Here is a 21,314-nt window from a genome sequence, read left to right on the forward strand (position 1 = left end):
GTGGTTGGGCTTCGCCCAGGCCGGACGGGGAAAGAAACCGAGGCCCTTCCCGTGGTCGCTGCCGCTTGGCGGAACGCGAGAGCCGTGCCGCCTCCGGCGGAAAAGCGCCCCTTCGGCGGGAAAGCGGCGCGCTCCGCGCGGAAAGCACGCGGCGGTCGAGTGGTGGGTCGGGCGAACCTTCGGCCGGCGGTACCGGGTCCCGGCCGCACGTCAAGATCGACGGCGCGTCACCCGATCCCGCACCGCCCATGACCAGTGACCGAGTTGCGCACTACTCATCTAGCGGTCGGACAGGCGGCGGACCAGCTTGAGGCCGGACCACGTCTCGTCCACCGCCGCCACCTTGACGTCCACCAGCCCGCGGGCCAGGGCGTGGTCGCGGACGCTGTTCTCGTCGAGGTCCGTGGGCACGCCGGAGGCCTTCTTCGGCCACGCGATCCACAGCGCGCCCGCCGTGGTCATCCGCGACACTGCCGTGTTCCACTGGCGGGCCAGGGCCGCGCGGTTGGGGCAGAAGACCAGTTGCACGTCGTACGGCTCGCGGCCGGCTCGGCGGTGGAACGGGCAGTCCAGGCCGAAGCCCTTCGGCGCACCCGCCAGGAGCACCCGGGAGCCCGGCTTGACGCCCAGCTTCACGTGCAGGGGCTTGCCCGAGTACCCCGTCACCGCCGCACCAGGACGTAGGCCTGCGGGGTCTTCTCGTACTCCTCCAGCGGCTCGCGGACCAGCGTCGTGTGCGGGGAGAACCCTGCACCGACGAGGTCCGCGGTGACCTTCTCGACGTTCAGCCGGTAGGCCATCGCGTCGAGGCCCGTGTGCCCGTACGCCTCGGTGATGTGCCTGGCCTCGTCGCCGACCTGGAACCCGAGCAGCAGCAGCCCGCCCGGCGCCAGCACGCGGTGGAACTCGGCGAACACGCCGGGGTGCTCGGCCGGCGGCACGTGGATCACCGAGTACCACGCCACGAGCCCGCCCAGCGAGCCGTCCGGCAGGTCCAGCTCCGTCATGGAGCCGACCTCGAAGCGCAGGTCCGGGTGGATGCGGCGGGCGATGTCGACCATCGCCGGGGACAAGTCGACGCCGAACGCGTCCAAGCCCAGTGCGGCCAGGTGACCGGTGATGCGCCCCGGACCGCAGCCGACGTCCGCCACCCGCCCGGTGACCAGCTCGGCGAACGCGCCCAGCATGGCCCGGTCCAGGACGCTGCCCGCTCTACCGGTCTCGGCCAGGACGTCCTTGAGGGTCTCGTGGTACGACTCGGCGACCGTGTCGTAGGCGGTCCGTGCGCTGTCCAGGAAGGTCACGAAGACACTTTAGGCAGGAACCGCTCGCGTTCGGGGAAGGTCACCCGGGCTTTCAGGAACACGAAGAACAACGCCGCCAGCAACGCCGCCCGACCCCACACGCCGATCACCACGGCCTGCGCGGAGAACCCGTCGTAGATGCCCGACGGCTGCGCGAACTCGATCGCGTAGTACCAGCGGAAGATGCCGATGCCCATCGCGAGGTCCGCCGCGAAGTACGCGAACGCCCAGCCCAGCGGCACCCGCAGCAGCACGAACATCGGCACCAGCCACAGCGTGTACTGCGGCGAGTGGACCTTGTGCAGCAGCAGGAACCCGCACAGCATGGCCGCCGACACCGGCACCCACGGGTAGCTGCCGCCCTCGCGCCGGAACCGCCGCCAGCCCAGCCAGCACGCCAGCCCGAACGACGCCAGGATGCCCACCGGCGACAGCACGTCGACGATGCCCTGCATGGTCTGGTCGGCCATGAACGGCCGCATCGACCAGAACCAGATCGAGTTGGTCGTGATGTCCACGCGCCGCAGCTGCTGGAACGTGAAGGACGCCTGCCAGCCCTCGAATCCCGCGATCGCGAACGGCAGGTTGACCAGCACCACCGTGACGATCGAGGCGAACGCGACCTTCACCGCGCCGGCGAGGTCGTAGCGCTCGCCGTCCTTGAGGCCCTCGCGACCGCCGGTCAGGACGTACAGGCACAGCGGCAGCACGAACGCCGCCGGGTAGATCTTGAACGCGAAACCCACGCCGAGCAGCACCGACGCCACGACGGCCCGGTCCACCAGCGGTTTCGGCGTCTTACCCCAACCCCGGTGCACCACGTAGACCGCGGCCACCGCGCAGAACACGACCGGCAGGTCCCAGTTGTGGAAGGCGTAGAGCACCATCGGCGGCCCGATCGCCCACAGCAGCGCCCGCCACCGGCTCAGCTTGCCCAGCAGCCACGCCGTCGCCAGGCCGAACGGGGCCATCAGCAACGCGCTGAACAGCAGGAACGCCGCGTCGGTGTGCGCGAAGAGCGCGCCCGCCCAGATCAGCAGGCCGGTCAGCACCGGGTACTCGACGGTGCCGCCGATCAGGACGCCCTTGCTGTTGATGCTGCCGTGCACGTACGGGAACACGTGCCGGTCCACGTCCCGACCGATCCACAGGTGCTGGATGTCGGAGTAGCAGACCTCGGCCTTGTTGCGCTCCTCGTAATCGGGCGCGCTGCGGCCCCACTGGTCGAACTGCGGGCCGGTGCAGCGGTCCTTGTTGGCGAACCCGAGCAGCAGGGTCACCCCGCACAGGAGGATCAGCGCGGCCAGCGCGGTCCGGCCGAACCGGCGCGACCGCTCCCCGCGTGCCCGCTCGGGCACCGCCGACACCTCCCGCGTCACGCTCATCGGCCCAGGTGCTCGCGGAGGAACGCGATGTCCTCCGCCTGCCCTTCGTCGGGTGTCTCCACCAGCGCCGGCGACCCGGCGGCGGCGACCACCGCGACCAACTGCTCCGGGTCGATGGTGCCGGTGGCGATGTTGGCGTGCCGGTCGCGGCTGGAGCCGAACTCGTCGCGCGAGCTGTTCAGGTGCACCAGGTCGATGCGGCCGGTGATGGCCTTGACCCGGTCCACGATGCCCACGAGGTCCTCGCCGGAGGCGAACGCGTGGCAGGTGTCCAGGCAGAACCCGGCGTCGAACTCGCCCACGGCGTCCCACAGGCGGGCGAGCATGTCGAAGGTGCGGGCCATCGCGTTCTCGCCGCCCGCGGTGTTCTCGATCAGGATCGGGACGGCGAACCCGCCCTCGGCGGCCTGGCGCTCGAACATCTTCCGCCAGTTCGCGATGCCCTCGGCCGGGTCGTCGCCCTTGCCGACGTGGCCGCCGTGCACGATCAGGCCCTTCGCGCCGACCTTGGCCGCGCCCTCGGCGTGCTGGAGGACCATCTTGCGGGACGGGATGCGGATGCGGTTGTTCAGCGAGGCGACGTTGGCCAGGTAGGGCGCGTGGATGAAGACGTCCAGGTCGGAGGCCAGCAGCCCGTCGGTCTGGGGGTGCGGCTTGGGCGCTTTCCACCCCTGCGGGTCGGCGAGGAAGAACTGGACGACTTCGGCACCGCGAGCAGCCGCGGCGCCCAGCGGGTCGTCGTCGCGGACGTGTGCCCCGATGCGCATGGTTGAGCAGAGTAGCCGGGTGCTGCAACGAGTCAGTCGCCGACGCCGATACGGGTTCTGTGAAAACAGGGCATGACTCGCGTCACCCGGAGGACGTACGCTCGTTACTTGTAAGTAGGTAACGGTGCGCGGCAGCGGCAGGAGGACAGCCCATGCGGACCCGACTCACCCGGCTGTTGGGCGCGGTGGCCGTGGTGTTCGCGGTCGCGGCGATCGGCTCGGGCACCGCGCAGGCGGCCGAGCCGGTGGTGGTCGGCAGTTGCGCGACGAGCGTCCAGGGCGCGCCCGGCACGCCCGTGTCGCTGAGCCCCGCCGCCGTGGTGCAGCCGATCACCGACCTGGTCCGGGCGATCCCGCTGCTCGGGCCGCCGCTCGCGGAGCCGTTCAAGACGGCCTTCAACGCCCTGCCGCCGATCCCGATCGGCGCGATCCCCACCGGGTCGGGCGTCATCACCGGCGGGCACATCGCGAACCAGGTCAACGCGGAGCTGAACAAGATCCCGCTGCTCGGGCCGATCATCACGACGCTGACCGGCCGGGTGCAGGACACCCTGGCCAAGCTCTGCCGCGTGACCGTGACCGGCGTGAACACCGCGGCGGCGCCCGTCCAGGACGGGTCGAAGTCGCTCGCCGACGCTTCCCAGCAGGCGGTGGGCTCGGTGCTGCCCGGCACGCAGCCCGGCCGGCCGGGGACGCAGCCGGGCACCCAACCCGGCACGCAGCCGGGTACCGGTCAGCCGGGCGGGCAGCCCGGCGGCAACCAGGGCGGCGGGTTCACGCCCGTCGGCGGCGTGGGCGGCTTGGACCTGCCGCTGTACGGCAGCAACCCGTTCAGCGGGAACTTCGGCCGCGTGCCGCTGTTCAGCTACGGCTCGCTGCCGTTCGCGATGCCCGGCCAGTTCTCCCCGTCCCCCGGCATCCGGTACGGCGGCAACGTCCCCGGCTACCGGCCCGGCTACGGCCTGCCGACCCCGTCCAACGACGGCGTCCAGACCGCAGGCCGCGCCCAGGCCCTGCCCGGCGGCGGCAAGCTCGGCGGCGGCGTGGCGGCCCCCGTGTTGTTGGCGGTCCTGGCCCTTTCCTGCGTGACCGGTGCCCTGGTGCGGACCTGGGTTCTGCGACGCGCGGTCGCCTGACCTGCCCTGAACTGCGCAAAAGAGGCCCCCGGCGAGATAGCCCCGGGGGCCTCCTGCTACCTTCTTCGGGTTGCTGACGCGACGACCCTCCTGCCACGGAACGTCCGTGGCCGCCGAGTCCACAGGAGGTGAGTGGTCTTCATGCGTCATTACGAAGTGATGGTCATCCTGGACCCCAGTCTCGACGAGCGCACCATCGCGCCGTCGCTCGACACGTTCCTCAACGTCATCCGCACCAGCGGTGGCAACGTGGAGAAGGTCGAGGTGTGGGGCAAGCGCCGGTTGAGCTTCGAGATCAACAAGAACAGCGAGGGCATCTACGCGGTGCTCGACCTGACCTCGACTCCCGACGCGGTGAAGGAGCTGGACCGCCAGCTCGGCCTTCAGGAGACGGTGCTCCGGACCAAGGTCCTGCGCCGCGAGCCCCCCAAGGCTGTCGCGGCCAAGGCGTAAGGGAGCCCTTTCCACATGGCAGGCGAGACGACGATCACGGTGGTCGGGAACCTGACCGCCGATCCGGAACTGCGCTTCACCCAGTCCGGCGCCGCGGTGGCGAGCTTCACGGTCGCCTCCACGCCCCGGACCTTCGACCGCCAGAGCGGCGAGTGGAAGGACGGGGAGGCGCTGTTCCTGCGGTGCAACGTGTGGCGGCAGGTCGCGGAGAACGTGGCCGAGTCGCTCACCCGCGGTTCACGCGTGCTCGTGACCGGGCGCCTGCGCCAGCGTTCCTTCGAGACGAAGGAAGGCGAGAAGCGCACCGTCATCGAGCTGGAGGTCGACGAGATCGGCCCCTCGCTGCGGTACGCGACCGCGAAGGTCAACAAGGTGAGCCGTGGGGACGGCGGCGGCGGCTTCGGCGGCGGCGGTCAGTCCCGTGGCGGTGGCGCCCCGGTGGACGACCCGTGGGGCTCCGCGCCCCCGGCGGGCTCCGGCGGCGGCTTCTCCGACGAGCCCCCCTTCTAGACCCCGCACCCCCCTCACTTCACCGCTTCATCCAGGAGTACCCCACATGGCCAAGCCGCCTGTGCGCAAGCCCAAGAAGAAGGTCTGCGCGTTCTGCAAGGACCGCAACGCCAACCTGATCGACTACAAGGACACGACCCTGCTGCGGAAGTACATCTCCGACCGCGGCAAGATCCGTGCCCGCCGGGTCACCGGCAACTGCTCCCAGCACCAGCGCGACGTCGCCGTGGCCGTGAAGAACGCCCGCGAGATGGCGCTGCTGCCCTACACCTCGACCGCTCGCTGAGAAAGGGGGACACACCGTGAAGCTCATCCTCACCGCTGACGTCAGCGGCCTCGGTGGCCCCGGCGACATCGTCGAGGTCAAGGACGGCTACGGCCGCAACTACCTGCTGCCCCGCGGCCTGGCGATCGTCGCCACCAAGGGCGCGGCCAAGCAGGTCGAGGTCATCCGCCGTGCGCAGGAGACCCGCCGGGTCCGCGACCTGGACCACGCCAAGGAGATCAAGGCCGCGCTGGAGGGCCTCGGCTCCGTGACGCTGAAGGCCAAGGCCGCCGTCGGCTCCAAGAAGCTGTTCGGCTCGGTCACCTCGTCCGACGTCGTGTCCGCGGTCCGCTCCGCGGGCGGCCCGACGCTGGACAAGCGCGCCGTCGAGATCGCCGGCCACATCAAGACCCTGGGCAAGCACACGGTCGCCGTGCGCCTGCACCCCGAGGTCACGGTGTCGCTGGCCGTCGAGGTCGCTGCCGCCAACTGAGGTTCGTGGCGTTCTGACGAAGGCGCCGTCCGACCGGTACTCCGGACGGGCGGCGCCTTCGCACGTGCGGCTGTGGACAACTGGGTGTGACAGCCCGTGCGCGACACGCCGTGCACGCGGTTACACGCGACACGCCGAAGGTGTGACGAAGGACTTTTCCACACGGTTGTCCACAGGGCCTGACGTGCGGAAACTTCTGTCGGGGCCGGAGTTGTACCCAGGTTGTCCACAGCTTTCCACGGGCTTGTGGCCAACCCGCCGGAGCCATCCCCAGGCTGTCCCCAACGCTGTCCCCAGGGCCGTTTGCCTGCGCCATCCGGGGTCACTAGCGTCCGCGAAGTCGCTGAGCGTGCCTCGCGCGAATTGTCGTACCCGCGGGGTAGAAAACAGGGCACGAGCGGATTGGGGTGAGTGCGCGGTGGCGCTGGTGGACGACCGGGGGATGGCCGAACCCGGGTTCGAGCGGCAGCCGCCCCAGGACCTCGCCGCGGAGCAGTCCGTGCTCGGCGGCATGCTGCTGAGCAAGGACGCGATCGCCGACGTGGTCGAGGTGCTCGCGCCCAACGACTTCTACCGGCCCGCGCACCAGGCGATCTACGACTGCGTGCTGGACCTGTACGGGCGCGGCGAGCCCGCCGACCCGATCACGGTGTCGGCCGAGCTGGAGCGGCGCGGCGAGCTGCTGCGCGTCGGCGGCGCCCCGTACCTGCACACCCTCATCGCGACCGTGCCGACGGCGGCCAACGCCTCCTACTACGCGGAGATCGTCGCCGAGAAGGCCGTCCTGCGGCGCCTGGTCGAAGCCGGCACGCGGATCGTGCAGCTGGGCTACAACGGCGCCGAGGGCGCGGACGTCGACGAGGTCGTGGACCGCGCGCAGGCGGCCATCTACGAGGTCACCGAGCGCCGCACGACCGAGGACTACGTGGTGCTGGAGGAACTGCTCCAGCCGACGATGGACGAGATCGACGCCATCGCCTCGCGCGGCGGCTCGTCCCTGGGCATCCCCACCGGCTTCGCCGACCTGGACGAGCTGACCAACGGCCTGCACCCCGGCCAGATGATCATCGTCGCGGCCAGGCCGGGCGTTGGGAAGTCGACGCTGGGCCTGGACTTCGCCCGGTCCGCTTCCGTGAAGCACGGCCTGACCAGCGCGTTCTTCTCGCTGGAAATGAGCAAGACCGAGATCGTCATGCGCATGCTCTCCGCCGAGGCCCGCATCCGGCTCGGCGACATGCGCGGTGGCCGGATGAGCGACGACGACTGGACGCGGCTCGCGCGGCGGATGAGCGAGATCAGCGAGGCGCCGCTGTTCATCGACGACTCGCCGAACCTGACCATGATGGAGATCCGGGCCAAGGCGCGTCGGCTCAAGCAGCGCCACGACCTGCGGCTGATGGTGGTCGACTACCTCCAGCTGATGTCGTCGGGCAAGCGCACCGAGTCCCGCCAGCAGGAAGTCTCGGAGTTCTCCCGGAACCTGAAGCTCATCGCGAAGGAGCTGGAGGTGCCGGTGATCGCGATCAGCCAGCTGAACCGAGGCCCCGAGCAGCGCACCGACAAGCGCCCCCAGCTGTCCGACCTGCGCGAGTCCGGCTCGCTGGAACAGGACGCCGACATGGTCATCCTGATCAACCGCCCCGACGCGTGGGAACGCGACGACCCACGCGCCGGCGAGGCGGACCTGATCATCGCCAAGCACCGCGCCGGCCCGACGGCCACCATCACGGTCGCCCACCAGCTGCACTACAGCCGCTTCGCCGACCTGGCCCAGGGCTGACGGGTGGGGCGGCAGAATGCGGTCGTGGCCACGAACGCGACCGGATCGCCCGACGAGACGGCGGACCGCGCCCAGGACGACCCGGCCGGCGGGCCGACGGAGGACGACCTGGACAAGGAGCAGCTGGACCAGCTCCACGCGGCGACGCTCAAAGCCTCGGAGACCTGCTTCGAGTTGAAGAAGCTGTGCGCCACGGTGCTCGTCCCGGCGGCCACGCTGGTCGCGCTGCTCAGTGACCGGACGCTCAACCCGGCGGTGTTCGGCGCGGGCGCGGTGGTGGTCGCGGCGTTCTGGGCGGCGGACTCGGTCGCGTACTTCTACCAGCGCAAGCTGCGCAACGCGATGGCGGCGATCTGGCAGCGGCGTGCGCGGCGCGTGCCCGGGTACGGGCATGTGCCCAAGGTCGTCACGATCACGGCCGTGCGGGCCGTGTTCAACAGCTCGATGGTCTACTACTTCGTCCTGCTCGGCCTGGTGGCGCTGCTGTTCGCGCTCTACGCCGCCGGGGCGATCCAGCCGGTCGCCCCGTCGAAGCCATGAAGGTCTTCGTCAGCTACCTCCGCCGGGAGAACTCGCGGTCCTCGCTGCGCCGCGTGGCCCGCGTGGTCGAGGGCCTGGGTCGCCCGTACGTCGACGACCTCGTGGACCACTCGGGCGGCGACCGGTACCGGGCGGTGACGGAGGCGGTGCGGTCGGCGGACGTGTTCGTCGGCGTCGCGACCCCCGGCTACCCGTCGACGCCGTGGACGCGCTGGGAGTTCGGGGTGGCGCTGGTGCGGGGTGTGCCGCGGTTCGCGGTGTTGCCGGACCTGACGCTGGTCGCGGCCGGCTCGCCGGAGTGGCCGTGGTCGTCGGACGTCGAGGCGGGGCTCGCCGCCGGTGCGGATCCCGACCGGCCGCCGGTGCCGCCCGCCCGCCCGACGCCGCTCACCGGCGGTGATACCGCGCGAGCGTGATCACCATGCGGTGGCCGGAAGGGGGTGGTCTTCGGTTGCGGTGGGTAGGCACTTCGGGACGGTGGCGCACGGAAGTGTGAACGTTCGAGGTCGGCGCGTTTACGATCAAGGGATGCCACCCGACGCGGCGCGGCGCAGCGAGCGGTCCCGGCGGGCCGTGTTGGAGGCAGCGCTGGAGTTGGTCGAGGCGGTCGGGTACGCGCGGCTGACGATCGAGGCGGTGGCCGCTCGGGCCGGGGTGGGCAAGCAGACGATCTACCGGTGGTGGCCGTCCAAGGGGCCGCTGCTGTTCGACGCGCTGGTCGAGTACGGGCCGGCCGAGGGCGAGTCGCTCGCCTGGGGCGACCTGGGCGACGACCTGCGCCAGGAGCTGCGGCAGGTGGTGCGGCAGCTGGAGGAGCGGCGGTTCGACCAGGTGTGCCGCGTGCTGGTGCACGAAGCCCGGACCGACCTGGTGACCCTGCTGCTCACGCCCCGCCGGATGCGCCTGGAGGAACGGCTGGCGCTGGCGCAGCGGGCCGGGGAGATCCGGGGTGACGTGGACGTGCCGGCGGCGGCCGAGTTGCTGCTGGCGCCCGTCTACCAGCGGTGGCTGCTGCGGACGGGGCCGTTGACGGGCACCTTCTCCGACACGGTGGTGGAGATGGCGCTCCGCGCGCTGTGCGCGTGATCATCCTCGGTAGGGTTTGCCGATCATGGGGTACGCCGTGGTCGACGTGGAGACGACCGGGTTCGCCGCCCGCCGGTCGGACCGCGTGGTCGAGGTGGCGGTCGTGCAGCTGGACGCGCGCGGCGAGCCGACCGGCGAGTGGTGCACGCTGCTCAACCCGGGTCGGGACCTCGGTCCGCAGCACGTGCACCGGATCAGCGCGGCGGACGTGTGGGCCGCGCCGACGTTCGCGCAGGTCGCGGGCGCGCTGACGGATCGGCTCGCGGGCCGGGTGCTGGTCGCGCACAACCTCGCGTTCGACGCCCGCTTCCTCGCCGCCGAGTTCGCCCGGCTCGGGGTGGAGGTGGAGCTCGACGGCCTGTGCACGATGCGCCTCGCGCCGCCGGGTGCTGGGAGGTCGCTGCGGGACTGCTGCGCCGCCGTCGGGATCGACATCGAGGACGCCCACTCGGCGCTGCACGACGCCCGCGCCACCGCCCGGCTGTTCGCCCACTACCTGCGGGAAGGCGTGCCCGACGCGGAGCCGGTGCCGTTGCCCCGGCTGCCCGGCGACGCGGTCGAGGTGCGCCGGGGCAACGCGACGCCCACCCGCGCCGCGCACCACGTCGAACTGCGGGTGGGTGACGTGGTGGTGTTCACCGGGCAGACCGCCGACCCCCGGGACGTGTGGATCTCCCGCGCCCGCGCGGCCGGCCTGGTCAGCCACGGCTACGTGACCAAGGGGACGCGGCTGGTCGTGGCGGCGGACCCGTTCACGCTGTCCACCAAGGCGCGGCGGGCGCGGGCCTACGCGGTGCCCGTGGTGTCCGAGGCGGAGTTCGCGGACGCGTTGACCAGGGTCCGAGGACCGGCCAAAGATCACCGGACCGAGTGTCATCAGGCCTATTGAAAAGGCTGCGACCTGCGGGGAGGCTCTTCACGGACAGGCTGGGTCCGGCGAAGGGCACGAGTCCTATGCGTACCGTGCAGACAACGACTTCCCGTCCGGTGTGGGACGAACTGGTCTCCGAACTGCCCGTCGGCGTGCTGCTCCAGGACGACCGCGGCACCGTGCTGGCCGGCAACCGCCTGGCCGCCGAGCTGCTCGGCGTGCCGGCGAGGACCCTGCCCGGCTACCGCCTGCCGCAGGCGTGTGACGAGTCCGGGGCGCAGCTGCCGACGTGCGCCGAGCTGGCCGCGCAAGTGCTGCGGACCGGGGCGGCGCTGACCATCCCGGTCGTGCTGCCGCACGCGCGGGTCTGGGCGGACATCCACCCGCTGCCGGAGCGCGGCCAGGTGCTGGTGCTGCTGCGGCCCGTGCAGCAGGACGTGCCGCACAGCGCGAACCTGCTGGACGCGCTGACCGGCCTGCCGGGTCGGGCGCTGCTGCTGGACCGCCTCGACCAGGCGCTGACCCGGGCCCGGACGCACGGGACGCTCGCCACGCTCGTGCTGGTCGACGTGCACCAGCTCGCCGAGGTCAACCGGACGCACGGGTTCCAGCGCGGTGACGAGCTGCTCGCGGTGATCGGCGGGCGGCTGCGGGAAGGGCTGCGGGAGGACTACACGGTGGCCCGGTACGGCGGCGACGAGTTCGCCGTGGTCGCGGAGCACCCGAACGGCAACGGCGAAGCCGTGGCGGCGCGGGCCAGGGAGCTGGCGGGGCGGGCGGTGCGGTTGGACGGGACGCGGATCCAGCCCGGGGTGCGGGTGTGCTGGGTGACCAGCGACGGCGACGCGCCCCTGCACTCGGTGATCGCCCACGTCGAAGAGCGCTTGCGGCACTGAAACGCAGGGGACCCCTGGCACTGGATGTGCCAGGGGTCCGGGTCATGCGGGGTGGGTCGTGCGGGTCAGAGCTTCGGCAGGACCTGCGTGGCGTCGAGGCTGCCCAGGGTGCCGAAGATGCCCATCGCGTCCAGGCCGGCCAGCGCCGGAGCCGAGGTGCGCTCCTTCGGGCCCTCGACCTTGCCGTTCAGCGGGTTGACGTTCAGGCCCGACAGCGACGCGCCGGACAGCGACGGCACGGCGGGGCCGGCCGACGGGACGCCCGGCAGGGCCGGGGCGACGGTGCGCGGCTGGGCCACGCCCGGCACCGGCACCACGAACGGCAGCGCCAGCGGCGACGCCAGCGTCGGCAGGTTGCGCGGGGTGGACGTCTGCGGGCCGGGCAGCAGCGGCAGGCCCTGGACCACCGGGGTCACGCCGAGGGTGCCACCGAACAGCGGCAGGGTGCCGCCGAACGAGCGCTCGTCCACGTCCGAGGCGTTGACGAACCTCTGCTTGTCCGAGGCGTTGATGATGGCCTCGGGCACCCGGCGCAGCTCGGCCAGGCGACGCAGCTCCTTCAGCTTGCCCATCTGCGGCGCCTGCGTGATGCCGGTCAGCTTGGACACGCCCGGCACCGACGGCAGCTTGGGCAGGCCGTCCGTGGGCAGCTTGCCCGGCAGCGACGGCGTGGGCAGCTTCTTGTCCGCCACGCTGGTGGACGGCGCCTGCGGGGGCAGCTTCGCGGGCAGCTCGCTCGGCACGACGGCCTTGGGGTTCAGCCGCGGCAGCCCGGTGACCTGCTGGGCCAGCAGCTCCGCGACCAGCTTCGGGTTCGGGATCTGGTTGACCGGCATGTGCTCCAGGTCGACCAGCTCGGACACGGCCGGCGGCTGCGGCAGCGCCTTGCGGGTCACCTCGAGGTCGCTGACGCGGGTCACGTCCACGCCGCGCACCTGGGGCGCGCCCAGCTCGCGGATCTTGGACAGCTCCAGGCCGCGCAGCACCGACATGTCGAACTTGCGCAGGTCGGACAGGTCCAGCGCGCCCAGGCCGGACAGCTGGTCCAGGCTGGACAGGTTCGGCAGCTCGGTCGGCTTCATCAGGTGGTCGACACCGGTGGGCAGGTTGATGCCCTTCGGCACGGTCTTGCGGGGGCCGCCCTTGCTCTCCGGCTCGTCGCCGGTCCGCTCCGCCGAGGCCTCGGCCAGGTCGGTGCGGGCGTCGCCGAGCACGTCGGCGGGCACGTCGAACACGGCCGGCCGGGTCTCGGCGGGCACGGACACGTCGTGCGAGGTGCCCGAACCGGAGCCCTTGGTCTCGGTGTCGCCACCGGCCTGGGTCAGGCTCAGGGAGTCGGCCTCGGAGCTGGCCAGGCCGCCCACGGTGGCCGCGTCGCCGAACACGCCGGGCTTGGCGTTGGCCGGCGCGTTGACCAGGTTGCCCGACAGCGAGCTGTTCCAGGCCTCGGTCTGCTGGTCGCCGCCCGCGATCACCGCGGACTGGTCGGAGACGTCCGAGCGGCCGTTGCCCGCCGCGGTCACCGAGTCGGCGAAGGTCTGGAGCGCGAGGGCGGGCTGGGCGGTGACGCCGTTGCCGGACACCGAGCCCTGGTTGCCGGAGGTGGCGATGTCGCCGCCGGAGAAGGAGCTGAACTCGTTGTCCACCGCGCTCTTGGCGTTGCTGCCCGCGCCGACGGTCGAGCCGAACACCTGCGGCGAGGACGCCTGCGGCACCGACAGGACGTTGCCGGTGAACGCGCCGTTGTCGCCCTCGGAGGTGGAGCTGCCGCCCGAGCGGGAGCTGAGCTTGTTGCTCAGGTCGGACGCGCCGTTGCCGACGGCCACGACGGTGTTGCCGGGCACCTGCGCCGGGTTCGAGGTCGGGACCTCGACGATGTTGCCCGACATCGAGCCGTGGCGGCCGGTGGCCGTCGCCGGGCCGCCGGTGGTGATGGCGGTGTCGCTGTCGGTCTTCGAGTTCGGGTTGCCGACCAGCGCGCCGGCGTTGCCGAAGCCCTGGCCGCCGATGGCGGTGGGCGTGGTGATCACGTTGCTGGAGACGGTGCCGTTGTCGTCGCGGGCGTTGGGCGCCCCGCCGGCCCGGATCGCCTTGTCCTCGTCGGCGTTGCCGGTGGCCAGGCCGCCGACGCCGCCCGCGTTGCCGAAGCCCTCGGCGGGCAGCGCCACCGGCGCCTGGCCGATGTTGCCGGACAGCACCGCGTCGTTGCCGGTGGTGCCGTTGTAGCCGCCGGCGCTGGAGTCGACCTCGTTCTCGCACTGCGCGCCCGCGATGCCGCCGCCGGCCAGGCCGTTGCCGCACGCGTCGACCGCGCCGGCCGGGGCCGCGTTGGTCGAGTTCGCCGACAGCACCGAGCGGTCGCCGCGGGTGAACGTCGCGCCGCCCGCCGTGGCGTCGGTGTCGGCGGCGTGCGTGGAGGAGGTGTTGCCGAGCAGGGAGCCCGAGTTGCCCGCGCCGCCGACCGGCAGCGCGACCGGCGCGTCGCCGAAGTTGCCCGACAGCGTCGAGTCCTGGCCGCTGGTCTTGGCCCAGCCGCCCGCCTGGGCGTTGTTGTCCGACCGGGTCTCGGTGTCGGCGTTGCCGACGCCGGCCAGGGCGTTGTTGTTGACCGTGGCGGGACCGGCGAGCTGCGGCTGGAGCGCGTTGCCCGCGACGGTGGCGTTCTCGCCGCTGGTGGACAGCCACGACTCGTGGTTGCTGCGGGTCGGGCCGGTGTCGCCGGCGATCGCGGTGCTGCGGTTGTCGGCGGTGGTGTCGGCGTTGCCCGCCGCGCCGAGCGAGTTGCCCTCGACCGAGGTGATCGGAGCGAGCGGGACGCCCGCGGTGTTGCCGCCGAGGGTGCTGCGGTCGCCGGTGGTGGCCAGCGAGCCGCCGGCCTGGGCCTCGGTGTCGGCGTGCGAGGTGGTGTTGGCGATGCCGCCGACGCCGGCCGCGTTGTTGCTGGCGCGGAACGGCGTGGCCTGCTGGACGCCGAGGATGTTGCCGGACAGCGAGCCGTCCGACCCGCCGGTGGTCACGTCGCCGCCGGCGGCGGCGTCCTGCCGGGCGTAGGACTCGGAGTAGGCGTTCGCGCCGACGGCGGCGGCGTTGCCGGTGGCGCCGATCGGGCTGGCGTTGTGGACCGCGGCGACGTTGCCGGCGAGCGAGCCGCGCGAGCCGTCGGTGCGGGTCTTGCCGGTGCTGGGCGTGTACTGGGCGCACTCGCCGTCGGCGTGGGCGTCACCGCCGGCGCCGACCGCGTTGCCGCACGCGTGGACCGGGGCCACGACGTCGCCGTCGAGGGCGTTGCCGCGGGTCACCTGGCTGGTGTCGACCTGGCGGGCGCGGGCCTGCGTGTCGCGGACCAGGGGGTTCTTGGCGACCGCTTCGGGCTGCGGCACGTTCTCGGTGCCGATCTCGCGGTGGACCTCCGGCAGGTCCCGGTTCCCGACCGGGGTGCCCAGGTTGTTCTCCTCGACGTCGATCGGCACGCGGACGCGGGCGTCCAGCGGCGACGGCGGGGCGTCGGGGTTGACGTTCTCCTGGGCTGAAGCGATGCCCGTACCGAGCATCAGCAAACCACCCGTGACAAGTGCGGTCTGGAAACCGCGCTTGGCCCAGGTTTGCATGGGTTCTCCTTCTGCTGTGTCCCTGATTGGGAGGTGAAGGGCGGTCGACGCGTGCACCGCGTCGGGAGCGGCGACCACCCGGATCGGGGGGTGGGGCGCGGCGTTTCGACCGGTGTCGGGCGCGACAAGAGAGCGCGTCGGTCGATTACCGGGGACGGCGGAAGGCCGCCCGCGGACCGCGCGCTGGGATCAGTCGGGGGTGGTGCCGGGCTGCTTGCCCGGCAGCACGGAGAGCCGCTCGGTGACGGGCAGCAGCGCCCGGAGCACGGCGGCGTCGAAGCCGTCGGCGGTCGTGCCCGTGAACGGGCCGCTGCCGCCGCCGGCGGTACCGGAGCCGTCACCAGCGCACGAGCAGTGCACCGGCACCCCTGAAGGCGGTGCGAACGGCGTGCGCGTGGGGCCGGCCGGGTCCGTGAGGGGGGAGGTGCGGCCCTCGTCCGAGGAGGCGTCGAACGCCGGCGCCGACGAGGACGCCCAGCTCTCGCTGAGCTTGCCGAACGGGCCCCGCACCACCGGGGTGCCGATCGAGACCGGCACGGCGGTGGCTTCGGAGGCGGGCTCGGTGTGCCGGTTCACCGCGCGTCCCGTGAAGGACGACGAGGTGACCGACCCGGCCGGGTTCGGCTCGAACCCGGCCACGGTGTTGCCGAAGGTGTCGCGGATGTCCTCCGCGACGCGGCCGAGGTCGGGCACCGGGTGGTGCTCGCGCTCGGCGCGGACCTTCTCGTCGAGGTCGCGCACGGTCTCGCGGACCGGAACGACGGCCCCTCCGACGGGACCGGCCGCCACCGATTCGGTGACGGACGTGACCGCGTCGGCGTGGTCGACCCCCTGGGCGGAGGCCGAAGCCGTGGACAGCGCCCAGACGGCGGCAGTGCCAGCCAGCGCGCCGCCCGCGACCAGCAGGGCGCGGGAGAGCAGCCGCTTGACGCGGCTCACCCCCGGACCCGATCGCTGGTCGGCGTACGACAACGCTGGTACCTCCACCCGAGAACGCTGGGATCGTCGGCACGGGAGATCGAAGGTGATCAAGCCGACGCCGTCGAGCCTGCCAGGCCGACCGGCCGGTGCGCACGCCTTGGCGGCCGGGTTCGCCGGATCGTGTGATCGACACACAGTGTCGTCAGGTTTAACCGTGGGTAGTCATTAGACGCGCTTCAGCACGCGCGCCGCGCCCGCCGCCGCGGTCGAGGCCAGGATCCAGCCCACCGCGATCAGCCCGCTGGAGATCCACTGCGAGGCGCCGGAGAACTTCCACTTGCCGTCCTGGCCGAGGTCCACGATCGGGATCAGCAGGTCCACCGCCAGCAGCCACGGGTTCCACGACGGCGACTCGTCCTCGTTGAGCTTGGGCATCTCGTGCCCGAGGAACCACAGCGCGCCCAGCAGCCAGAACGCCACCAGCCACGCGATCGCGAGCCACGGCCGGTACCCGTAGCCGACCGTCCAGCGCTGGAGGCCGCCCCACACCCGGCCCGCCCGGCCCAGCTCGGAGTAGCGGCGGTGCTGCTTCTCCAGCTGCACGTGCTGCGCCAGCTCCTCCTCGCCGCCGTCCCGGTACACCGCCGCGAGCTGCTCGTACGGGCCGGGCGCGAAGTCCGGTTGCACCTCGCGCAGCCAGCGCAGCCGGGTGTGCACGTCCACCGGCGGCGTCGAGGAGATCGCGCTGAACGTGAAGTCCTCCACGTCCACCCCGCCGGTCGCCGCCCACAGGCCGGGCCCGTCCTGCACCGCGGTCGCGCTGACCCGCCGCAGCACCACGCGGCCGACCGGGATCACGTCCTCGGCCATGCGCAGCACCAGCTGGCTGACGGTCAGGCCGTAGGCGTTGAGCGCGATGTCGCTGCCCGGTCCGCCCAGGCGGGCGCCGGTGAACGTGGCCATCTTGCCGACCTCGGCCAGCCGGATGCGGACGCCGCCGGTCGCGGTGAACCCGTTGCTGCACAACAGGTCCTTGCCGATGGTGGCCACGCGGGCGTCCAGCGAGGGCTTCACCCCGCGCCCGTCCGGGCGGCGGCGCGGCTGGGTCAGCGTCGCGCCCGAGCAGTCCAGGGTCGAGCCGATCGCCGCGTTCTGGAGGCGCAACGAGCCCTTGGCGTGCAGGTCGCGCAGGAACAGGGTGCCGCCGACGGTGAGCCGGTCGGCGAACAGCACGTCGATGCCGGGGCCGTGCAGGTGGACCCCGGACAGGCTCGCGCTGCCGCGCACGTGCGCGTCGACCAGCCGGACCTGGCCATACGCGCGCAGGGCGGACTCGCGGGCACCGCCGCCGCGGAACCCTCCGTTGACCGCGCCACGCGCTTCGAGGTCGCCGCGCACCCGGATGCCGTCGGCGTGCAGGGCGACCGGGATCCGGTCCACGACCTCGCGGGCCTCCAGCTCCTCCACCACGTCCTGCCGGCCGATCGCCGCGCCGGACAGCCGCAGGTAGCCGCCGACCTCGGCGTTGGCGAGCCGGACCGTGCCGCTGGAGGTGAAGCCGTCGTCCAGCTCGACGTTGCCCTCGACCCGGATCCGGTCGGCGACCAGCGAGGCGGACTCGTCCGCCGTGCCGCGCGGGATGACCAGGACGGGCCGGTCCACCACGCCCGCCTTGAGCCGGGCACCGGAGAAGACGACGTTGCCGCCGACGCGGGCGCCGTCGAGCAGGATGCGGCCGTCGGCGGTGAACCGACCGCCGTCGGCGTCGCAGAACAGGTTGCCCGCGATGGTGATGCCGGAGCCGTCGAGGGCGTTCTGACCGGGGTTGTGCAGCCGCGCGCCACCGAGGTGCACCGAGCCGCCGATGTTCGCACCCCGCAACCGGACCTCCCCGCCCGCGCGCAGGGCGATGGCCTGGAGCGAGCCGGACAGCCGGATGCGGGCGGCGAGCAGGGCGTGGTCCCCGGTGGCCTTGAGGACCGCGCCGGCCAGGCGGAACGTGCCGTCGACGGTGGCGTCGGTCAGGTCCACCACGCCGTCGCTGGTGAAGCCGGCTTCCAGGACCAGGTCGCTGCCGACGCGGAGGTTGCGCGCCCACAACCCCGGCACCTTGCAGCCGCGCAAGCGCAGGCTCGTCAGACGGGCCATGCGGAGGTCGGGCGCTTCGTCGAACGTGCAGTCCACGAGGTCGACGACTTGCGTGACGGTGAGGCCTTCGAGGGCGAAGGCGCCGGTGACGTGCGCGCCGACCAGGCGGAGCGCGGAGCCGGGGAGGGGTTCGGTGAGGAGGGCGGAGAGGACTTCACCGCGGACCGTGCGGTCGACCTTGGGCTTCTTGGCGTCGAACCGGACGCGGGCACCGGTGGCGAAGGCGGCGCGCAGGGACTCCTCGTCGGTCACGGACCCGATCCGATCATCCCGACAGCGCCGTTGGCCAGCACTTGTGGCCTGTTCGCAGCGCCGGCCTCCGGCCCCCACTTCCATTCTCCCACGGGGGTACGACAGTTCGAGGGGCTCGCGGGTTCCCGGGCTGGGGCGGCCGACGGAAGCTTCCGGGCGGCCGACCGGCGGCGCGCGGCCACTGCCACCAACCCTCGCGGGCGGCTGGGCGGCGCGGCGAAGCGGGGAGCGTGGGCGGGCTGGGCGAGCGGCGGGTGGGCAATGCCGGCGGGTGGGCGGGGTGGGGAGGTGGCGTGGTTCGCGGGAGTTTCAGAGGGGCGCGGAGCCCCGCCATCGTGGGTGGCGGGGCTCCGGGCGGTGTCACTTCTTGAGCGAGTAGTGCTGGAGGCCCTTGCAGATGGCCTCACCGACGTAGTCCACTAGGCACTTCGGCGACACCAGGGTGTGCGAGAAGATCAGCTTCTGCGCCTTCCGGCCGTCCGCGTAGGTGTCCTGCCGCCACACCTCGTGGTTCGGCATCTTGTCGTGGCTGCCTACCACCTCGGTCCGGCCGTCGCGGTGGACGTCGATGACCATCGACCAGTCGATCGCTGCGAAGCCCGTGCACCACGGGTTGGTCACCTTGTGCGTCACGGCCATCTCGCCCGTGGTCGAGCTGATCTTCGGCTCGCCCTCGACCCGGATGCCGTCGTCGTTCGCGATTCGCGTGTCCTCGTAGACGAACTTGCCGCCGACCTTCGCGTACCGGTTGGTGGGGTGGATGGTGTGCCGCTCGCCGTACTTCTTCCTCTTGAAGTCGAACGTCAGCACCACCTGCGTCCGGAACTGGCCCGTCCCGAACGCCGGGCCGGTGCGGTTGTCGACGGCGTTCCACCAGTCGGCCTTCTTCTTGCCGTCCTTGCCGTAGTTGTGGCACCCGATGTCGGGGGTGTCGATGTAACCCTGCGGCGCGACGGTCGGGTGCCGCGGGATGTAGGTCTCGTAGAAGATCTCCGACTTCACGATCTTCGCCGACTTCGCGCTCTTGGACGACGCCACCGGCTGGATCCCGGGACCCGCCGCCGTGCCACCCAGCGCGGCCACCGCGAGCACCGCGGCCACGGCCAGTGCGACCCGTGCGGCCGAACCCTTGAACAACCTCTTCACCTTGTTCTCCTGGAGGGTTTTCAGCCGATGAGGCCGTTGGTGTGCACCAACTGGTCGCCGTTGACGATGGTCACCGGGGACGGCTGGCTGCCCTCGATGAAGCCCGGCTGGTCGGTCTTGGGCTTCTTCGGCTCCTTGGCCGTCTCCTTCTTGGTGTCCTTCTTCGTCTCCTTCTTGGTGTCGTCCGTCTTCTTCTTGGGCTCGTCCTTCTTCTTGGCCTGCTTCTTCTCCACGGGCGAGGCGTAGCCGGTGACCTGGGACTTCTTCGGGTCGATGGTGATCTTGGAGACCTGGTTGGTGCCCTTGCCGCTGTTGCCGGAGATGACGGTGATGCGGCCGGTCTTCTTGTCGACCTTGGTGACGATGCCGACGTGGTCGTTGCCGGTGTTGCCGTCGTTCAGGCGGTAGGTGACGGCGTCACCGGGCTTCACCTTCTTGGCACTGGCGCCGTTCTTCCACGTCCCGTACTTCACGCCGTAGCTGCGGAAGCTGTTGGCCATCGAGGTCGCGCCCTCGGTCTTCACGCCGGCCTTGCCCCAGACCCACTTGGTGAAGTCGGCGCACCACGCCTGGCACTTGCCGTCCGGGCTGTAGGCGTTGCAGTTGTAGCCGCCGCGCTCGTGGTTGCGCTTGGGGTTGTCCAACTCCTGCTGCGCGATGTCCACGATCTTCTTGCGCGACTCGTCGTCCGCCGGCTTGGTCGAGGCGGCGACCAGGTCCATCTCGACCGGGGCGGCCTGGGCGGACAGGCCCACCAGGGCGATGCCCGCGGCTGCGGCGAGGCCGACGACCAGACGTGCGGTGGTGGTTGTGAGCAGGGTGAATCGCAACGGGATCTCCTTGTTCTCAGGGTGTGTCCGGCCAGACGTGCATCGCGCACGGCTCGGACGGGGAGTACGGCTCGACGGTGTGGACCGGTCGGTACTCGGGGAACTCGGGGGTGATCGGCTCGACGGGCGTGGTGCGGAAGACCGTCCGGGGCGGCTCCGGCGCGGGGATGAAGGTCTCCGCGAACTCCGGCTCGAACACCGGCTCCGGCTCGAACACCGGCTCCGGCTCAAACACGGGCTGCGGCTCAAACACGGGCTGCGGCTCAAACACGGGCTGCGGCTCGAACACCTCGGGCTCGACCAGCTCCGGCTCGGTGATCTCCACTGGCCGCGAGGACACCTCGACCGGACGGACAGCAGCCTCAACCGGCACGGACATCGGCGTGGCGGGAGGCTGAACGGGCGCGGGCACCTCGGCCTCCCCGACCGACGCCACCGACTTGGGGGACTCCTCCGGCGATTCCTCCACAGGCGCGGACTCGGACTCGGGCTCGGGCGTGGACTCGGGCGTCGGCTCGGGCGTCGGCTCGGGCGTCGGCTCGGGCTCGGGCGTCGAGGGCTGCTCGGGAGCCGGGGTCTCCGCAGGCACCTCCTCTGCCGGCACCTCGTCCGCCGGCTTCTCGTCCACCGGCACCTCACCCACCGGGGCCTCCACCGCCGGCGGCTCGGCCACCGCCGACCCACCGCCCTGCTGGTGCCCCAGCAGGAACGCCGCCACGACCGCCAGCGCGAACGCGGCGAGCACCACCAAGGTCTTCGGCTCCACCCGACCCGGCTTCAGCTCGACACCCGGCTTCGGCTCGACCCGCGGCTCGACCCGCGGCTCGACCGACGGCTCGACCGGTGGCGCGGGTGGCGGGGTGACTCGTCGGCGTGGCATCGGCACGGCCCTTCCTCGTCGGAATCGCTCGACACCGGACGCA

At 72.0% G+C, this 21,314-nt stretch carries 21 protein-coding genes; 11 read left to right on the plus strand and 10 right to left on the minus strand.

Annotated features, from left to right (window positions below):
* Positions 1 to 279 precede the first annotated feature (279 nt).
* The 4 genes from WBN91_RS02385 to WBN91_RS02400 are packed head-to-tail and all read right to left on the minus strand — an operon-like array spanning position 280 to position 3,456.
* Positions 280 to 666 carry a DUF3052 domain-containing protein gene (locus WBN91_RS02385; protein ID WP_337725658.1) on the minus strand — a complete coding sequence of 129 codons (387 nt, stop codon included), beginning with the start codon at positions 664 to 666 and terminating at the stop codon, positions 280 to 282.
* A complete protein-coding gene (locus tag WBN91_RS02390) occupies positions 663 to 1,304 on the minus strand; it encodes a class I SAM-dependent methyltransferase (RefSeq protein WP_337725659.1) in 642 nt (213 codons plus the stop codon). The genes WBN91_RS02385 and WBN91_RS02390 overlap by 4 nt, the downstream gene beginning before the upstream one ends.
* Complete coding sequence (locus tag WBN91_RS02395) at positions 1,301 to 2,689, minus strand: glycosyltransferase family 87 protein (protein ID WP_337725660.1); 1,389 nt, start codon at positions 2,687 to 2,689, stop codon at positions 1,301 to 1,303. Before WBN91_RS02395 ends, WBN91_RS02390 begins: the two co-directional genes overlap by 4 nt.
* A complete protein-coding gene (locus tag WBN91_RS02400) occupies positions 2,686 to 3,456 on the minus strand; it encodes a deoxyribonuclease IV (RefSeq protein WP_337725661.1) in 771 nt (256 codons plus the stop codon). Before WBN91_RS02400 ends, WBN91_RS02395 begins: the two co-directional genes overlap by 4 nt.
* A gap of 152 nt (positions 3,457 to 3,608) precedes the next feature.
* On the opposite strand from WBN91_RS02400, the gene WBN91_RS02405 reads away from it, so the two are divergent.
* From WBN91_RS02405 to WBN91_RS02455, 11 genes are all read left to right on the plus strand, one after another.
* Entirely contained in the window at positions 3,609 to 4,592 is a 984-nt protein-coding gene (locus WBN91_RS02405; protein ID WP_337725662.1) for a hypothetical protein, read from the plus strand.
* Positions 4,593 to 4,733: 141 nt separating this feature from the next.
* Positions 4,734 to 5,045, plus strand: coding sequence for a 30S ribosomal protein S6 (gene rpsF / locus WBN91_RS02410; protein ID WP_337725663.1), 312 nt, complete (start codon positions 4,734 to 4,736; stop codon positions 5,043 to 5,045).
* 15 nt (positions 5,046 to 5,060) lie between these two features.
* Positions 5,061 to 5,555 carry a single-stranded DNA-binding protein gene (locus tag WBN91_RS02415; RefSeq protein WP_121224026.1) on the plus strand — a complete coding sequence of 165 codons (495 nt, stop codon included), beginning with the start codon at positions 5,061 to 5,063 and terminating at the stop codon, positions 5,553 to 5,555.
* Between the two features lie 46 nt (positions 5,556 to 5,601).
* Positions 5,602 to 5,841 carry a 30S ribosomal protein S18 gene (rpsR, locus tag WBN91_RS02420; RefSeq protein ID WP_033428226.1) on the plus strand — a complete coding sequence of 80 codons (240 nt, stop codon included), beginning with the start codon at positions 5,602 to 5,604 and terminating at the stop codon, positions 5,839 to 5,841.
* A gap of 16 nt (positions 5,842 to 5,857) precedes the next feature.
* Positions 5,858 to 6,313, plus strand: a complete 456-nt coding sequence (gene rplI, locus WBN91_RS02425) for a 50S ribosomal protein L9 (RefSeq protein ID WP_121224024.1) — start codon at positions 5,858 to 5,860, stop codon at positions 6,311 to 6,313.
* A 418-nt stretch (positions 6,314 to 6,731) separates the two neighbouring features.
* The gene (dnaB, locus tag WBN91_RS02430; RefSeq protein WP_443217647.1) at positions 6,732 to 8,093 is read left to right on the plus strand and encodes a replicative DNA helicase; all 1,362 of its coding nucleotides are present in this window, start codon (positions 6,732 to 6,734) and stop codon (positions 8,091 to 8,093) included.
* A gap of 24 nt (positions 8,094 to 8,117) precedes the next feature.
* Positions 8,118 to 8,633 carry a hypothetical protein gene (locus WBN91_RS02435; protein ID WP_337725665.1) on the plus strand — a complete coding sequence of 172 codons (516 nt, stop codon included), beginning with the start codon at positions 8,118 to 8,120 and terminating at the stop codon, positions 8,631 to 8,633.
* Positions 8,630 to 9,049 (plus strand): hypothetical protein, encoded by a 420-nt coding sequence (locus tag WBN91_RS02440; RefSeq protein ID WP_337725666.1) that lies wholly within the window; start codon positions 8,630 to 8,632, stop codon positions 9,047 to 9,049. The genes WBN91_RS02435 and WBN91_RS02440 overlap by 4 nt, the downstream gene beginning before the upstream one ends.
* 112 nt (positions 9,050 to 9,161) lie before the next feature.
* Positions 9,162 to 9,719, plus strand: a complete 558-nt coding sequence (locus tag WBN91_RS02445) for a TetR/AcrR family transcriptional regulator (protein ID WP_337725667.1) — start codon at positions 9,162 to 9,164, stop codon at positions 9,717 to 9,719.
* 25 nt (positions 9,720 to 9,744) lie between these two features.
* Entirely contained in the window at positions 9,745 to 10,608 is an 864-nt protein-coding gene (locus tag WBN91_RS02450) for an exonuclease domain-containing protein (protein WP_337725668.1), read from the plus strand.
* Positions 10,609 to 10,673: 65 nt separating this feature from the next.
* Positions 10,674 to 11,486: a sensor domain-containing diguanylate cyclase gene (locus tag WBN91_RS02455; RefSeq protein ID WP_337725669.1), complete on the plus strand. Its 813-nt coding sequence runs from the start codon at positions 10,674 to 10,676 to the stop codon at positions 11,484 to 11,486.
* Positions 11,487 to 11,551: 65 nt separating this feature from the next.
* Here the strand turns inward: WBN91_RS02455 and WBN91_RS02460 are convergent, their stop codons facing one another.
* The 6 genes from WBN91_RS02460 to WBN91_RS02485 all read right to left on the minus strand — a co-directional run bounded on the left by WBN91_RS02460 (position 11,552) and on the right by WBN91_RS02485 (position 21,271).
* Positions 11,552 to 15,094: a beta strand repeat-containing protein gene (locus tag WBN91_RS02460; protein WP_337725670.1), complete on the minus strand. Its 3,543-nt coding sequence runs from the start codon at positions 15,092 to 15,094 to the stop codon at positions 11,552 to 11,554.
* Between the two features lie 189 nt (positions 15,095 to 15,283).
* Positions 15,284 to 16,081, minus strand: a complete 798-nt coding sequence (locus WBN91_RS02465) for a hypothetical protein (protein ID WP_337725671.1) — start codon at positions 16,079 to 16,081, stop codon at positions 15,284 to 15,286.
* Positions 16,082 to 16,240: 159 nt separating this feature from the next.
* A complete protein-coding gene (locus tag WBN91_RS02470; RefSeq protein WP_337725672.1) occupies positions 16,241 to 18,415 on the minus strand; it encodes a hypothetical protein in 2,175 nt (724 codons plus the stop codon).
* Positions 18,416 to 18,775: 360 nt separating this feature from the next.
* Complete coding sequence (locus tag WBN91_RS02475; protein ID WP_337725673.1) at positions 18,776 to 19,561, minus strand: hypothetical protein; 786 nt, start codon at positions 19,559 to 19,561, stop codon at positions 18,776 to 18,778.
* 20 nt (positions 19,562 to 19,581) lie between these two features.
* Positions 19,582 to 20,391 (minus strand): CHAP domain-containing protein, encoded by an 810-nt coding sequence (locus tag WBN91_RS02480; RefSeq protein WP_337725674.1) that lies wholly within the window; start codon positions 20,389 to 20,391, stop codon positions 19,582 to 19,584.
* 16 nt (positions 20,392 to 20,407) lie between these two features.
* Positions 20,408 to 21,271 carry a hypothetical protein gene (locus WBN91_RS02485; RefSeq protein ID WP_337725675.1) on the minus strand — a complete coding sequence of 288 codons (864 nt, stop codon included), beginning with the start codon at positions 21,269 to 21,271 and terminating at the stop codon, positions 20,408 to 20,410.
* Between the last annotated feature and the right edge of the window lie 43 nt (positions 21,272 to 21,314).

It is taken from the genome of Saccharothrix sp. CCNWYY140 (assembly GCF_037401995.1).
Taxonomy (GTDB): Bacteria; Actinomycetota; Actinomycetes; order Mycobacteriales; family Pseudonocardiaceae; genus Actinosynnema.